Origin of the sequence: Bacillus sp. XT-2 (genome assembly GCF_025696525.1) — a bacterium.
In the GTDB taxonomy this organism is placed as follows: Bacteria; Bacillota; Bacilli; order Bacillales; family Bacillaceae; genus Bacillus; species Bacillus halotolerans.
Map to the genome: position 1 here is coordinate 742436 of NZ_JAHVOC010000002.1, position 15133 is coordinate 757568.

General features: G+C 45.8%; 16 protein-coding genes. 14 read left to right on the forward strand and 2 right to left on the reverse strand.

Annotated elements, in window-relative coordinates:
• Nucleotides 1-379 precede the first annotated feature (379 nt).
• The 8 genes from KXD37_RS09840 (at nucleotide 380) to azoRB (ending at nucleotide 7127) form a co-directional block, all read left to right on the forward strand.
• Nucleotides 380-1174: an SDR family NAD(P)-dependent oxidoreductase gene (locus tag KXD37_RS09840; protein ID WP_106019561.1), complete on the forward strand. Its 795-nt coding sequence runs from the start codon at nucleotides 380-382 to the stop codon at nucleotides 1172-1174.
• Nucleotides 1175-1287: 113 nt separating this feature from the next.
• Complete coding sequence (locus tag KXD37_RS09845) at nucleotides 1288-1842, forward strand: TetR/AcrR family transcriptional regulator (protein WP_044159119.1); 555 nt, start codon at nucleotides 1288-1290, stop codon at nucleotides 1840-1842.
• A gap of 15 nt (nucleotides 1843-1857) precedes the next feature.
• Nucleotides 1858-2211 (forward strand): DMT family transporter, encoded by a 354-nt coding sequence (locus KXD37_RS09850; RefSeq protein ID WP_106019560.1) that lies wholly within the window; start codon nucleotides 1858-1860, stop codon nucleotides 2209-2211.
• 1 nt (nucleotide 2212) lies between these two features.
• Complete coding sequence (locus KXD37_RS09855) at nucleotides 2213-2602, forward strand: YvaD family protein (protein ID WP_095713018.1); 390 nt, start codon at nucleotides 2213-2215, stop codon at nucleotides 2600-2602.
• 94 nt (nucleotides 2603-2696) lie between these two features.
• Complete coding sequence (locus KXD37_RS09860) at nucleotides 2697-3644, forward strand: EamA family transporter (RefSeq protein WP_106019559.1); 948 nt, start codon at nucleotides 2697-2699, stop codon at nucleotides 3642-3644.
• Between the two features lie 6 nt (nucleotides 3645-3650).
• Nucleotides 3651-4307 carry a GntR family transcriptional regulator gene (locus tag KXD37_RS09865; protein WP_127696471.1) on the forward strand — a complete coding sequence of 219 codons (657 nt, stop codon included), beginning with the start codon at nucleotides 3651-3653 and terminating at the stop codon, nucleotides 4305-4307.
• A gap of 134 nt (nucleotides 4308-4441) precedes the next feature.
• Complete coding sequence (locus tag KXD37_RS09870; protein ID WP_263463501.1) at nucleotides 4442-6340, forward strand: FUSC family protein; 1899 nt, start codon at nucleotides 4442-4444, stop codon at nucleotides 6338-6340.
• A gap of 160 nt (nucleotides 6341-6500) precedes the next feature.
• Nucleotides 6501-7127, forward strand: coding sequence for an FMN-dependent NADH-azoreductase AzoRB (gene azoRB / locus KXD37_RS09875; RefSeq protein ID WP_101864801.1), 627 nt, complete (start codon nucleotides 6501-6503; stop codon nucleotides 7125-7127).
• Between the two features lie 34 nt (nucleotides 7128-7161).
• Here the strand turns inward: azoRB and KXD37_RS09880 are convergent, their stop codons facing one another.
• Entirely contained in the window at nucleotides 7162-8208 is a 1047-nt protein-coding gene (locus tag KXD37_RS09880) for an oxidoreductase (RefSeq protein ID WP_127696474.1), read from the reverse strand.
• A 157-nt stretch (nucleotides 8209-8365) separates the two neighbouring features.
• On the opposite strand from KXD37_RS09880, the gene csoR reads away from it, so the two are divergent.
• From csoR to KXD37_RS09910, 6 genes are all read left to right on the forward strand, one after another.
• Complete coding sequence (gene csoR / locus KXD37_RS09885) at nucleotides 8366-8668, forward strand: copper-sensing transcriptional repressor CsoR (protein WP_024122845.1); 303 nt, start codon at nucleotides 8366-8368, stop codon at nucleotides 8666-8668.
• A 75-nt stretch (nucleotides 8669-8743) separates the two neighbouring features.
• Entirely contained in the window at nucleotides 8744-8953 is a 210-nt protein-coding gene (copZ, locus tag KXD37_RS09890) for a copper chaperone CopZ (RefSeq protein WP_024122844.1), read from the forward strand.
• A gap of 83 nt (nucleotides 8954-9036) precedes the next feature.
• Complete coding sequence (copA, locus tag KXD37_RS09895) at nucleotides 9037-11448, forward strand: copper-exporting P-type ATPase CopA (protein ID WP_188323304.1); 2412 nt, start codon at nucleotides 9037-9039, stop codon at nucleotides 11446-11448.
• 168 nt (nucleotides 11449-11616) lie between these two features.
• The gene (locus tag KXD37_RS09900; RefSeq protein ID WP_188323303.1) at nucleotides 11617-13728 is read left to right on the forward strand and encodes a heavy metal translocating P-type ATPase; all 2112 of its coding nucleotides are present in this window, start codon (nucleotides 11617-11619) and stop codon (nucleotides 13726-13728) included.
• A gap of 118 nt (nucleotides 13729-13846) precedes the next feature.
• Nucleotides 13847-14515 carry a DsbA family protein gene (locus KXD37_RS09905; RefSeq protein ID WP_101859952.1) on the forward strand — a complete coding sequence of 223 codons (669 nt, stop codon included), beginning with the start codon at nucleotides 13847-13849 and terminating at the stop codon, nucleotides 14513-14515.
• Nucleotides 14516-14519: 4 nt separating this feature from the next.
• Nucleotides 14520-14936, forward strand: a complete 417-nt coding sequence (locus tag KXD37_RS09910) for a disulfide oxidoreductase (RefSeq protein WP_059292555.1) — start codon at nucleotides 14520-14522, stop codon at nucleotides 14934-14936.
• Nucleotides 14937-14995: 59 nt separating this feature from the next.
• On the opposite strand, the gene KXD37_RS09915 is transcribed toward KXD37_RS09910, so the two are convergent.
• A partial coding sequence (locus KXD37_RS09915; protein ID WP_263463508.1) for an IS3 family transposase occupies nucleotides 14996-15133 on the reverse strand: 138 nt, incomplete at its 5' end.

A 15133-nucleotide genomic window follows, 5' to 3' on the forward strand; every position in this document is an offset into this window, starting at 1 on the left:
AAAATTGCTAGAGGGTGAAATGGCTTGCACGTCGGTTAATAAAGTAAAGGCTTAATGCTATTGTTTTAAAATGCCATATCCTTATTCGCCCAATTTATCCATTACATATTAGTTTTATTATCGCAAATGGAAAGGGAATTTCCAATATTTATGTGAAAATTAGTAATTTGTAATATGTCTAATGGTATAAAGGAATGTCGTTTCCCTTATCCAGCAGTACCTTTTACAGGTTCTGCTTCATTTTTTTCGTATAACAGGCACCAAAAAGTGCGTACTTCCACTTGAATCCCAGCTGTTTCATACTGGTTTTACAGCAGATGTTTTACCAATCGCATTTCTGTTAATAAATAAGAGGAAACAAAAACGGAGGGATGAACGAATGAAGCTGAATTTACATGGAAAAACCGCACTGGTGACCGGCTCAACGTCGGGGATCGGCAAAGCGATTGCCGCTTCGTTGGCGGAAGAAGGCGCGGCGGTTATCATTAACGGACGCCGGGAAGAAAAAGTGAATCAGACGATAGACGATTTGAAAACACAGCATGCAGAGGCTGTGTTTTATCCGGCCGCATTTGATCTTGGAACCGAAGAAGGCTGCAATGACCTGTTTCAGGCATATCCGCAGGTTGATATTTTGGTCAATAATTTAGGGATTTTTGAACCGGCGGAGTATTTTGATATTCCCGATGATGAGTGGTTCCGATTTTTTGAAGTGAATATTATGAGCGGTGTGAGGCTCACACGCAAGTATTTACACAAAATGATAGAGAAGAAAGAAGGCCGGGTGATTTTTATTGCCAGTGAAGCGGCAATCATGCCTTCTCAGGAAATGGCCCATTACAGCGCGACGAAAACGATGCAGCTTTCCATTTCCCGCAGCTTGGCGGAGCTGGCAACAGGCACAAATGTAACGGTAAATACAGTCATGCCGGGTTCAACCTTAACAGAGGGAGTGGAAACAATGCTGAACTCTCTTTATCCTGGTGAAAACCTGACTGTTCAAGAAGCCGAGACCCGTTTTATGAAGGAAAACCGTCCGACTTCAATTATCCAAAGGCTGATCCGGCCGGAAGAAATCGCCCACTTTGTTACATTCCTAAGCAGCCCGCTGTCTTCCGCGATTAATGGCGCGGCACTTCGGGCGGACGGCGGCTTGGTCCGCAGCGTTTTTTAGAAAACCTCTCCCTTTGGGAAGAGGTTTTTTTATTGTATTGATTTCCAGAACCTGCTGTCGTATAATTTTGGTACCGAAAAAGTTTTTCTAGTACCGAAAGCGAGGTGATTGATTTGGAAAAAAGAATATTGGCGGAAACCATTCGCCTGATCAGACAGAAAGGTTTTTCATTTACAATGAACGATCTGGCGGGAGCGCTTGGAACAAGCAAGCGGACGCTTTATGCGCATTACCCGTCGAAAGATCAGCTTGCGGAGGCCGTCGTGGCGCAGTTTATCGCAGAGATGAAGCAAATGGAAAAAAGCATCTATGAAGATGAGACCCTAGATGCGCTTGAAAAGGTGAAGCAAATGCTGATCGGTCTTCCAAAGGAAATGGAGCTGCTGAACATGGGGTTATTACAAGAGCTGAAGAAATCCCATTACGATGCGTGGCTCAAATTAGACACGTTTATGAAGGAAGAATGGTCAGTTGTTATTGGATTGTTAAACGAGTGCAGGGAGCAAAAGAAGATCAGAAACATCAACATTGATTTATTGGTTCAAATGTATATAGGAAGCATCAACCAAGTATATGATCCTGATTATCCGCTCAAACATCAGTACACGACAGGAGAAGTTCTTGAATCAATCGTAGATGTATTATGTAACGGGATAACAGAAAAATGAGGAGGCTGGTGGCGCGTGCAGTGGATGTTTTTATGTTTGGCCATTTTATTTGAAGTTGCCGGAACAGTCAGTATGAAGCTTTCATCGGGTTTTACGAGGCTTCTGCCGAGTGTGCTATTGCTGTTTTTTTATGGCGGGAGTCTTTTCTTTCTGACGCTTACGCTCAAATCTATCGATGTATCTGTTGCTTACGCTGTCTGGTCGGGGATGGGCATTGTCCTGATCACAGTTGTCGGGTTTTTGTATTTTCAAGAGAATATAAGTGTCATGAAACTGATTTCAATCGGGCTGATTATTGCCGGTGTTGTGTCTTTAAACCTGATCGATCAAGGGGCGGAGCCTCAAACGGTACATAAAAGTGAGCAGTAACATGAGAGTGATGAAACTGTTCTTTCTCGTGACTGATATCGGTTTTATATTGTACTGGCTGTCTGCCGGCTTTTCATTAATGCCGGAAAGCTGGGCCTTTAAACATTATCAAGATCCGTTTATGATCGCCTGGAATTGGTCCTTTTTTCCCTTGGATATCTTAATCTCCATGACTGGTTTGTACAGCTTGTATTTGCAGCGCGTCAAAAGAGCAATATGGAGGCAGCTGGCGCTGATTTCTCTTGTGCTGACCTTCTGTTCAGGCCTTCAGGCTTTATCATTCTGGACATTTAGCGGGGATTTTGATCTTGCATGGTGGCTGTTTAATGGATACCTTTTGATTTATCCTTTATTTTTTATTCACAGACTTTTATCTAAGCAGTGCGAGTAGCACTATTTTTATTTTTTGAAAACACTTTGTTTTCTGAAAAGTAAAACGATATAATATGTAATATATTGCATATTACATGTCAGGAGGATATACGTTGGCGACTCAGAAACAACGGTTGTACGGCTTTTTAATGGTGATTGTCGGAGCTGCTTTTTGGGGATTATCGGGAACGGTTGCCCAGCATTTATTTGAAACGAGTGATGTATCGGTGGAGTGGCTTGTAACGGTGCGTTTACTGTTATCAGGCCTGTTGGTGCTGATTATTGTGTCCGCCGGTAAAAACAGGAGGGCAGTTTGGGGCATATGGAAAGATAAAAAAGCGGCTGTCCAGCTTATTGTTTTCGGGATTGCCGGCATGCTGGGTGTTCAGTATACGTTTTTAGCTTCAATCGGAACCGGAAACGCAGCGGTAGCCACGCTGCTCCAATACTTAGCGCCTGTTCTGATTATGCTGTATTTGCTTCTGACCCGAAAGAATTCATTTCAGTTTTCCGATTTTTTGGGGCTATTATTGGCTTTAACAGGCACTTTTTTGCTGCTGACGAATGGAAACATCAGCAATTTAACAGTTTCTCCTTTATCTGTTGTATGGGGTCTTCTTTCTGCTGGCGCACTTGCCTTCTATACGCTGTATTCCAGTTCTCTTTTGAAAACATGGGGGTCGGCTCTCGTCATTGGCTGGGGGATGCTGATCGGGGGCGTCGGCATGAGCTTTATTCATCCGCCTTGGGCAGTACAGGCAGAAGGCTGGACGGTTTCTGGAATTGTATCGGTGGCTTTTATTGTTATTTTCGGAACGTTATTGGGATTCTGCATGTACCTAGAAAGTTTGAAATATTTATTCCCGCAAGAAGCAAGCATGCTGGGATGCACTGAGCCGGTTGCCGCAGTAGCGTCTTCTATTCTTTGGCTTGGCGTGTCCTTTGGGTTGTTTCAAGCAGCAGGAGCGGCATGCATTTTAGTCATGATTTTTGTCCTTTCACAGAAGAAAAGTGCCGGCAAAACGGCAGCATTAAAAAACCAAACCCATATTCAGAGGTGATGCTTTGTGCCGATACCGTCCAATGCCCCAAAGCCGAAACGGCAGACTGCCAAAAAGCTTGCTTTTGAGCAAATTCAAAAGTGGATCGTGGAAGGAGTGCTTGTGCCCGGAGAAAAATTGAATGACGATGCGTTGGCCAAAGCGCTTGGCGTCAGCAGAACACCGGTCAGAGAGGCTTTGCAATTATTAGAGATGCAGGGGTTTGTTGAAATGTCTCCGGGGAAAGAAACAAGAATTTCACAGATTGAAAAAAATGATGTCTTCAAAGTCTATCCGCCGATGGCGTCTCTCCAGTCCACCGCTGCCGAATTGGCAATTGAAAACATTCATTCGTCTCATATAGAGCAGCTGACAGCCATCAATCACGAAATGAAAGCGGCAATTGACCGAAACGAAATCTATGAAGTGCTTGGCATTGATAAAGCGTTTCATGATGTGATAATTGAGGCGGCTGATAATGAATATATCAGCAATTTTACCTCAGTTCTTCACATGCATATTCTTCGGCTTGAGTATCTCTTTTTCAAGTCTCCGCAGAATTCTATTGAAGAACATAACCAAATCATTCAGGCATATAAGGAGAAAGACCGGAAAAAGGCGGCTGAGCTGACATACAGCAACTGGATCAAACCAATGCATGACATTGCGAAAAAACTTGTGTAATGAAGGCAGAGAAGATATGTCTCTGTCTTTTTTGATGAGAGCATATCCAATGAGAAGATGGGTCTGTTTCTGGGCATACTATGGCGAATAAACGGGAAGAGACCAACATCATGTCGTTAAAGAGGTTATGTAATATGAACAAGTCTTCTGATCAAAATCGAAGAACAGTGCCAAGTGCCGTCAAGGATGCCTTTCGCATTCATGCAACCCCTTTCCCATGGAAAAAGGCAATCGGGTCAGGCGTCGCTTCAGGATTTCCTGTGTTTGTCGGCGCATTGTCGGGACACACGGATTTCGGTTTGACCGCTAGCATCGGCGGCTTTGTTTTTTTATATGCAGGCGGGGAATCGTATACGAAACGTATTCTGAAGCTGCTGTTAGTTTCAATGGGGATCGCCGCATCGTTTGGATTAGGGACGCTTTTGGCAGGGACTTTTTGGAGCATGGCGGCTGTTCTGGGGCTTATCGGGGCAGCTGCAATGTTTATTTTTGGCGCGCTTGGGATACAAGGGCCAGCACCGATGTTTTTTGTCCTTGCCTTTTTGGTGAGCTCGGGTTTGCCGGCAGATCCTTCAGAAGCTCCGTTCAGAGCGGGACTGACATTTGCCGGCGGGCTTTTCGCCACAGGAATCGCCTTGATTGGCTGGATCAATAACAGGCATGGACCGGAAAATACAGTGCTGAATAGAACATACCGCCAGCTTGCATCCTGCCTTTCCGATGTCGGAACTCCTGATTTTCATAACGCGCAGCATCAGACCGTGCTGATGCTGAGAACAGCCCGTCAAACGGTGCTCGGCAAAGGGAATAGATGGAGAAAATCGCCTCATGATGAACGTTTTATCCGCTTGCTGGAAAAAGCGGATGATCTCTTCATCTCGATCATCCATTTTTCTGCCGACACACCAAACGCAGATAAGGCGCAGATCGCAAAGGCACTTCGCCAAACTGCCGACATGCTGGGGCAATCTCGTGTTTCCGATGCGTTTCCTATTCAGGAGGATGAAGCGGAGCCAGCCCGGAAGCTGTATGAAGAAATCAACGAGGTTTTGAGTATCGCTTCAGGACAGAATGATGATCCATCGGACGCGGAGCCAAGCCGTCTGCCATCCTCCTATTACTTTCTGAGAAATGCCTTTGACTGGGAGTCACCTGTTTTGATTCGGGCATTAAAGTATGGGATTGTGCTGTTTGCGGCGGCTTTGTTTGCCAATGCTTTCGGTTTTCACCGTTCTTACTGGATTCCGCTCTCGGCAGCGGCGGTGATGCTGGGCACGACTGTTGTCTTTACGCTGCAAAGAGCCATTCAGCGTTCGGCAGGAACCGTAATTGGCGTGATGCTGGCAGGGGCGATCCTGTTCTTTAAGCCATCCGGCGTGTATATCGCTTTATGTATCACAATGCTTCAATTTCTTCTTGAAATGCTGATTGTCCGCAATTATGCTTTGGCTGTTCCTTTTCTGACCGCAAACGCGCTTGTTATCACAGAAAGCATGCATGGCGGCTTGGGGGCCGGTTATTTTATAGCGGCGAGGCTGACCGATGTGGCTGTCGGCAGCACAATTGGCCTATTGGGAACAATGCTTTTGTGGAGACGTTTTTCAGCAAAACGCCTGCCTGAATACATGTGGGAAGTGATCAGGCTGGAAGGGCAGTTTATGGAGAAACTGTTAGCCGGACAGCAAATAGACGGACATCAGCTTAGAGTGAGCTTAGTCAGGCTTCGGGATGCATATGATAAAGCACTTGGAGATTTTCCAAAAGCGAAAGCGGATACGCTGTGGCCGGCGATCTCTGGAGTACAGCACTTAGGTTATTATTTGCTCTCGGCTCAAGCCCATCACCGCCCGTCCTCTCCGGTTTCTGAAGAAGAAATAAACCAATTGAGAGCGTTTTTTGAACAGGCTGAGCAATCAGTACTGATGAAAATGCCGCCCGCTGTTGTAGAAGTGCCGCGTTTTCCGTATTATCCGCGAATCAGCGGGGAGCTCTACACATTGTATACAGGTTTGCGAACAGCTTATGAAAAGTAAGCTGTTCGTACGGGTTTAAAAAAATCTTTAATTCGAGATATTTTACTTGAAAGCAATTTTTATTGCACCTATAATAAGGTTTAAGAGATAAAGAATAATCATGACGCGTCTGAATGATAATAACGGATGTGTAATTTTAAAATTGAAAGGGCTGGTAAAAATGGCAAAAGTATTGTATATCACTGCTCACCCGCATGATGAAGCGACTTCTTACAGCATGGCAACCGGTAAAGCGTTCATCGAATCATACAAAGAAGCAAATCCAAATGATGAAGTTGTACATATCGACTTGTACAAAGAAAACATTCCTCACATTGATGCTGATGTATTCAGCGGCTGGGGCAAGCTCCAGTCCGGCGATGCACTTTCTGAAAACGAAAAAGAGAAAGTGGGCCGTTTAGGAGAGCTTAGCGATCAATTTGCATCAGCTGATAAATATGTGTTCGTCACACCATTATGGAACTTCTCATTCCCGCCGGTGATGAAAGCGTACCTTGATTCAGTTGCAGTAGCAGGAAAATCTTTCAAATATACTGAACAAGGTCCTATCGGCTTGTTAACTGATAAAAAAGCGATTCACATTCAAGCGCGCGGCGGCTATTATTCAGAAGGCCCTGCGGCTGAAATGGAAATGGGCCACCGCTACATCGGCATTATGATGAACTTCTTCGGCGTTCCATCCTTCGATGGCATTTTCGTAGAGGGTCATAATGCAGAGCCTGACAAAGCACAGCAAATCAAAGAAGATGCGATTGCCCGTGCAAAAGAAGCAGGAAAAACATTCTAATGAAAAAGCCTCCCCGTATAAAGGGAGGCTTTATTTATTGTTCTAACGAAATGGTCCGTTTCTCTTCACTGCTTTTCACAGCCGCTTCAATGATCCGGATGACATCAATTCCCTCTTCAGCTGTGACAGGCAGCGGCGCGCCTTCGCGTATGCTGTCTGCTATTTTGCGGTAATAGGTAAGGTAAGAGCCGTTAACTGATGGAATGGTTTCTGTTTTTTTGTTCTCGCCATGAACAGTTGTCAGCTGACCGTAAGACTCGGGATCATCCGCACCCCAGCTGTCATCCTCCGGTTTTTTCCCGGCTCTGAGGGCATCCTCCTGTCCGTCAATCCCGTATTTGATAAAGCTTGATTGCTGTCCGTGAATTTGATAACGCGGCCCGTTTGCCGGGACGATTGATCCGGCGTATAGAATGGCTTGAAGCTTGCCGTAATCCATTGTCAGATGAAAATAATCAACGGTTTCAGCATGTTCTCTTTGAGCCATGACTTTTGCGGTTACAGCTTTAGGCATTCCGAATAAATGCAGTGCCTGGTCTATGATATGAGAGCCGAGATCATACAGCGTACCGGTGGCAGCCCCTTCTTTTTCCCGCCATCTTGCTTGAATCTCAGGTTTGTATCGGTCATAGGAGACCTGATATGTATTGATATCTTCTAGAGACCCGTCATCAATGAGTTTCTTAATTGTTAAAAAGTCATTATCCCATCGCCTGTTATGGTATACGCTTAACAAGACGCCTCGTTCGTTGGCCGCTTTTTTTAATTTCTCCCCTTCTTCAGCAGTGGCTGTCATCGGTTTTTCAATAACGACATGTTTGCCCGCCTGAATGCATGCCAATGCGTGCTCGTAATGCAGGCCGCTCGGAGTGGTGACGATGACAAGCTCAATTGCCGGATCATTTGTCATCTCCTCAAGCTCATGCACTACTTCGGCATCAGGGAAATCACGCTTCACCTCTTCCGTTCGCGATGTCATCACCTTGCTGATATGATACTCGTCCAGAACGGCAAGCAGCGGCGCGTGAAAGACCGAGCCTGACAGTCCGTACCCTAATATCCCTACCTGTATCGTATTCACTTTTCTTCTCCCCTTTTAAAAGTGCTTTGATAAAGGTATATACCCTTATCTTCAAATGGTAAAACCTGCATAGTGGATTTTTTTGCCGCCGCAAGCTTAGACAACGGTTTGGACAATCAGTATAATGGGAATTAATATATGAAACAGAGGTGTGCGCATGGAGAAGCATAATGAACATAAAGCATTAAACCATAAAAGCTCGAAAGAAAAGGATCAAATTACAAACCGATTGAAACGGATAGAAGGCCAGGTCAGAGGCATTCAAAATATGGTGGAAAACGATCGATATTGTGTAGATATTCTTGTACAGATTTCAGCTGTTCAGGCGGCAATGCAAAAAGTGGCTCTCCACTTGCTTGAAGATCACGCCCATCATTGCGTAGCAGACGCCATCAAAAGCGGAGACGGGGACCAAGCCATTTCTGAGCTATTAGACGTATTTAAAAAATTAGCGAAATAATCATGTTTTATTATTGTAATACCCTACGGGGGTATGGTAGGATGAAAACAGATCGAATAAACAGGAGGAATTCATATGGAACAAAAAACATTGCAAGTTGAAGGCATGTCTTGTCAGCACTGCGTCAAAGCAGTTGAAACGAGTGTGGGAGAACTGGACGGGGTTAGTGCTGTTCATGTCAATCTTGAAGCGGGGAAAGTTGATGTCACGTTTGATGCCGGCAAAGTGTCAGTCAAAGACATTGCGGATGCGATAGAAGACCAAGGCTATGATGTAGCCAACTGATTCACGGTATCGCGCCTTCATCAAGGCGCGATATTTCTTTCATTTTTATATACCCCTCGGGTGTATATAAAGGAGTGAGTGTATTGAGTGAGCAAAAGGAAATTGCGATGCAAGTATCTGGTATGACTTGTGCGGCGTGTGCCGCCAGAATTGAAAAAGGCCTGAAGCGGATGCCTGGTGTCACGGATGCCAATGTGAATCTGGCGACGGAAACGTCAAATGTCACCTATGACCCTGCTGAAACAGGAACAGAAGCAATCCAAGAAAAAATAGAAAAACTGGGTTATCACGTCGTAACGGAAAAAGCTGAGTTTGATATTGAGGGTATGACCTGTGCAGCATGCGCCAATCGGATTGAAAAGCGGCTTAGCAAATTAGAAGGCGTTACAAATGCTCCGGTGAACTTTGCTTTAGAAACTGTAACAGTTGAATACAACCCAAAAGAAGCGGCTGTCAGCGATTTTAAAGAAGTCGTTGATAAGCTCGGATATCAACTTAAGCTGAAAGGCGATGAGGATAGCGAAGCCGCTGCTTCCAAAAAGAAAGAAGAACGGCAGCAAACAGCGAGACTGATCTTTTCAGCTATTCTGTCATTTCCTTTGCTGTGGGCGATGGTGAGCCATTTTACATTTACTTCGTTCATTTGGGTGCCGGATTTATTCCTCAATCCGTGGATGCAATTTGCCCTTGCGACCCCGGTGCAGTTTTTGATCGGCTGGCCGTTTTACGTCGGCGCATATAAGGCGCTCAGAAATAAAAGCGCCAATATGGATGTATTGGTTGCACTCGGAACAACGGCTGCTTATGCTTACAGTCTTTATCTTACGATTCGAAGCCTCGGTTCCCATGGGCATACTGACGGCCTTTACTATGAAACAAGCGCGATTTTGCTGACGCTCATTTTGTTAGGAAAGCTGTTTGAAACGAAGGCGAAAGGGCGCTCATCAGATGCCATTAAAAAGCTCATGAAGCTGCAAGCCAAAACAGCGGCGGTCGTAAGAGACGGACAGGAGCAAATCATCCCGATAGATGAAGTGGCTGTTGGTGATATTGTTCATGTCAAACCAGGCGAACGAATTCCTGTCGATGGAGAGGTGCTGGAAGGCCGCTCGGCTGTAGATGAATCCATGATTACAGGAGAAAGTCTTCCCGTTGACAAATCTCCCGGTGACAGCGTGACAGGAGCGACTGTGAACTCAAACGGTTTCTTGAAAATGAAGGCTGTTAACGTCGGGAAAGAAACAGCGCTTTCTCATATCATCAAAATTGTGGAGGAAGCACAAGGATCAAAAGCGCCGATCCAGCGTCTCGCCGACCAGATCTCCGGCATTTTTGTGCCGATTGTATTGGGGATCGCCGTCCTCACGTTCCTTATTTGGTATCTTTGGGCGTCTCCAGGTGATTTTGCTGAAGCAATCAGCAAGTTTATTGCGGTTCTCGTCATCGCCTGTCCATGTGCACTGGGTCTTGCCACCCCGACAAGCATTATGGCAGGATCCGGACGGGCGGCTGAATTCGGCATTCTTTTTAAAGGCGGAGAGCATTTAGAAAAAACACATCGCCTTGATACCATTGTTCTCGATAAAACCGGAACAGTGACAAACGGAAAGCCGAAGCTGACTGATGCCATTCCGGCCGATGGCTTTGAAGAAACAGAGCTGCTCCGGTTCGCAGCAGCAGCTGAGACGGGCTCGGAACACCCGCTCGGCGAAGCGATCGTTGCCGGTGTGAAAGATAAAGGGCTGGAGATACCGAAGCTCACCCATTTTGTAGCGAAAGTAGGCGCTGGTATTTCAGCCGAAGCCGGAGGCAAAACGATACTCGTCGGCACAAGACGGTTAATGGAGAGCGAACGGATTGAGCATGAGGCTTTTCTTCCTCGGATGGAGGAGCTTGAAGGAGAAGGAAAAACGGTGATGCTCGTGTCCATTGATGGAGCAGCAGCGGGACTTGTAGCGGTTGCCGACACGATAAAAGACACGTCGCGGGAGGCAGTCACCCGTCTGAAAGAGATGGGTCTGGATGTCATCATGATGACCGGGGACAATCGCAGAACGGCAGAAGCGATAGCAAAGGAAGCTGGAATTGACAGCGTCATTGCTGAGGTCCTTCCTGAGCAAAAGGCAGCGGAAATCTCCCGCCTGCAAAAAGAAGGACGCCAGACGGCAATGGTCGGTGATGGCATCAACGATGCACCCGCGCTTGCCACAGCGGATATCGGCATAGCAATTGGAACAGGCACCGACATCGCGATGGAAACAGCGGACATAACGCTCATTCGCGGCGATCTGAACAGTATTGCGGACGCCATCCGTATGAGCAGACTTACGATGAAAAACATTAAACAAAACTTATTCTGGGCACTTGGCTATAACAGTCTCGGCATTCCAGTCGCGGCCCTTGGATTTTTAGCGCCATGGATAGCGGGAGCGGCAATGGCTTTTAGCTCTGTATCTGTTGTTCTGAATGCGCTGCGTCTGCAAAAAGTAAAATAAAAACCGGTGATTTGCCGGTTTTTATTTTTCATTGACACTTTCTTGGAAAACACCATATAATAGATGTAACTATTATATGAGTATATGCTCATATATGTAATTTTGATACTCACACTCATTCATATGCTTTGATGAGGGAACCCTAAATCGGAAGGTAAGGTGAGACAAATGAAACAAGTGACGCGGGAATATGTTCTGGACGGTTTGGATTGCAGCAACTGCGCACAAAAAATCGAAAATGGCGTCAAAGGCATCAAAGGCGTTGACGGATGCGCGGTTAACTTTGCAGCAAGCACACTGACTGTCTCAGCCGATGGCAAAGAAGAACAATGGGTCACCAATAAGGTCGAGAAAAAAGTAAAATCAATTGATCCTCATGTAACAGTTCGTCCGAAACATAAAAAGAAATCAGCAGATGACGGTTATCGAAAAAGAATGATCAATATGCTGATCAGAATGGCAGCAGCGGTCCTTCTCGGAGCGGCGGCATATTTGATTCATGCCGGCCCAATGCTGGAATTTTTATTATTTTTCGCCGCCTACTTGATAATCGGAGGAGACATTGTCGTTCGAGCGGTCAAAAATATCAGCCGCGGACAAGTGTTTGATGAACATTTTTTAATGGCTCTTGCTACAATCGGCGCTTTTTTAATTCAGCAATACCCGGAAGGCGTTGCTGTGATGCTGTTTTATCAAATCGGCGAGCTGTTTCAAGGAGCCGCGGTCAGCCGTTCTAGAAAATCGATCAGTGCATTAATGGATATCAGGCCGGATTACGCCAATATGAAAATAGGAGACGGCATCAAGACCGTTTCTCCGGAGGACGTGCAGACAGGAGATATCATTGTCGTCAACCCGGGAGAAAGCATACCGCTGGACGGAAAGGTTGTGCAGGGATCGGCGATGGTTGATACATCAGCGCTGACAGGAGAATCTGTACCAAGAAAAGCGGCAGAAGGACAAGAAGTCATGTCCGGCTTTATCAATCAAAACGGCGTTCTGCATATAGAAGTAACAAAAGGCTATCAGGATTCCGCGGTATCCAAAATATTAGATTTGGTTCAAAATGCGAGCAGCCGTAAAGCGCGGACCGAAAACTTTATCACGAAGTTTGCCAAGTATTATACACCGGCTGTCGTCATTATCGCCGCCCTGCTGGCATTTGTCCCGCCGCTGTTTATTCCTGGCGCTTTACTTTCTGATTGGGTGTACCGCGCGCTTATTTTCTTAGTCATTTCATGCCCATGCGCCCTTGTTGTCTCCATTCCGCTCGGTTTCTTCGGCGGAATCGGCGCAGCTTCGAAGGCCGGGGTGCTTGTGAAAGGAAGCAATTACTTAGAAGCCTTACATCAAGTCAAATACGCTGTGTTTGATAAAACAGGCACACTGACAAAAGGCAGCTTTGAAGTGACAGAGATCAAACCTGCGGAAGGTTTTTCAAAGGAGACTTTACTCGAAGCCGCGGCATACGCTGAGCTCCACTCTCAGCACCCGATTGCAGAATCTGTGCGGAAAGCCTATGGGAAGCCGCTTTCCCCGGACACAATCGAGTCATATGAGGAAATATCCGGGCACGGTATTTTCGCAAAGGTGAACGGAAAAGAAATCCTTGCGGGGAACAAGAAGCTGATGGAAAGAGAGCAGATTGAGAGCGTCCCGGATGAAAACACCGGTACAATTGTTCACGTGGCTATTGATCAGCGCTATGCCGGGGCGATCATCATAGCAGATGAAGTAAAGGAAGACGCAAAACAAGCGATCGCAGATTTGAAATCGCTCGGTATCAAACAGACAGTCATGCTGACGGGCGATTCAAAACAGACAGGAGAAACAGTCGGAAAACAGCTCGGCCTCGACGAGGTTTATGCGGAGCTGCTGCCGGAGGATAAAGTGGAGCGGGTAGAAGCATTGGAATCGAAGCTGCTCCCGAATGAAAAACTCATTTTTGTCGGTGACGGAATTAATGACACTCCGGTGCTTGCACGCGCGGACATTGGAGCGGCGATGGGCGGACTCGGATCAGATGCAGCTGTAGAAGCCGCGGATGTTGTGCTGATGACAGATCAGCCGTCAAAAATAGCGGAAGCGATTCGGATTGCAAAACGGACTCGGCGAATCGTGTGGCAAAACATCGGATTTGCTTTAGGTGTTAAGGCCATTTTCCTCTTACTCGGAGCGTTTGGATTTGCGACCATGTGGGAGGCGGTTTTCTCAGATGTCGGTGTTACGCTTCTCGCTGTTGCAAACGCTATGCGCGTGATGCGCCTCAAAATAAGATAATTGTCGGAGAGAATTCACTATTTCGGGCTTTTCTTATAGACGGTTGTCTTGTTAAAATAAAGAAGTGGGTCAATTGAGATCCGCTTCTTTTTTAATTTTAAAGCGATGAGGTGTCGGAGTGAAAAAGAAACAGCAGTCTTCTGCGAAATTCGCGGTCATCCTTACGGTTGTCGTTGTTGTCTTGTTAGCAGCAATTGTAATCATTAATAACAAAACGGAGCAAGGCAACGAAGCAGTGTCAGGACAGCCGTCTATCAAAGGCCAGCCTGTGCTTGGCAAAAATGATGCACCGGTAACGGTAGTGGAATTCGGAGATTATAAATGTCCGTCTTGCAAGATGTTTAACAGCGACATCTTCCCTAAAATCCAAAAAGACTTTATTGACAAGGGCGATGTGAAATTTTCTTTCGTGAACGTCATGTTCCATGGAAAAGGCTCAACGTTAGCGGCTCTTGCCTCAGAGGAAGTATGGAAAGAAGATCCTGATTCTTTCTGGGCATTTCATGAAAAGCTGTTTGACAAGCAGCCGGACACAGAACAGGAATGGGTAACGCCGGCGGTTCTCGGTGATATCGCAAAAAGCACGACAAAGGTAAACCCTGATACGCTGAAGGACAATCTTGATAAGGAAACATTTGCATCTGCAGTGGAAAAGGATTCGGACCTTAATCATAAAATGAACATAAAAGCAACGCCTACGATTTATGTTAATGATAAAGTGATCAGTAATTTTTCGAATTATGAAGAAATTAAAGAAACGATAGAAAAAGAGCTGAAAGGGAAGTAAGCGCATGAAAAATAGAATTGTTTTTTTATATGCTTCCTGGGTTGTTGCTCTTATCGCCATGCTGGGCAGCCTGTATTTCAGTGAAATCAAAAAGTTCATCCCATGTGAACTGTGCTGGTACCAGCGTATCCTCATGTATCCGCTCGTTCTGATTTTAGGAATCGCCACCTTTCAGGGTGACACACGCGTGAAAAAGTATGTGCTGCCGATGGCAATTATCGGCGCATTTATTTCGATTATGCATTATCTGGAGCAAAAAGTGCCGGGCTTTAGCGGCATCAAGCCATGTGTAAGCGGTGTGCCTTGCTCAGGCCAATATATTAACTGGTTCGGTTTTGTGACCATTCCGTTTCTGGCCTTGATTGCTTTTATTCTGATCATCATTTTTATGTGCCTTTTAAAAGGTGAAAAATCTGAATAAGAAAAAAGCGCCCGCGAAGGGACTGACCCCCGTTTTTGAGACAGGGATCAAAACACCTTTTATACAGCCAATTGCCGATAGCTTATCGGTGATTGGCTGTTTAGTTTCGTTTGAATACGAATGTTGTTATAATAATAAATGTATTCTTTGACAGTGCGTTCTACGATGGCGGTCGTGGTTCGATTAATGCTGTTAAG

Bases quoted from the DNA above. Each gene is read 5' to 3' on its own strand.
- KXD37_RS09900 (WP_188323303.1), top strand. From the start codon at position 11,617: ATGAAACAAGTGACGCGGGAATATGTTCTGGACGGTTTGGATTGCAGC.
- KXD37_RS09855 (WP_095713018.1), top strand. From the start codon at position 2,213: ATGAGAGTGATGAAACTGTTCTTTCTCGTGACTGATATCGGTTTTATA.
- azoRB (WP_101864801.1), top strand. From the start codon at position 6,501: ATGGCAAAAGTATTGTATATCACTGCTCACCCGCATGATGAAGCGACT.
- KXD37_RS09910 (WP_059292555.1), top strand. From the start codon at position 14,520: ATGAAAAATAGAATTGTTTTTTTATATGCTTCCTGGGTTGTTGCTCTT.
- KXD37_RS09840 (WP_106019561.1), top strand. From the start codon at position 380: ATGAAGCTGAATTTACATGGAAAAACCGCACTGGTGACCGGCTCAACG.
- csoR (WP_024122845.1), top strand. From the start codon at position 8,366: ATGGAGAAGCATAATGAACATAAAGCATTAAACCATAAAAGCTCGAAA.
- KXD37_RS09870 (WP_263463501.1), top strand. From the start codon at position 4,442: ATGAACAAGTCTTCTGATCAAAATCGAAGAACAGTGCCAAGTGCCGTC.
- copZ (WP_024122844.1), top strand. From the start codon at position 8,744: ATGGAACAAAAAACATTGCAAGTTGAAGGCATGTCTTGTCAGCACTGC.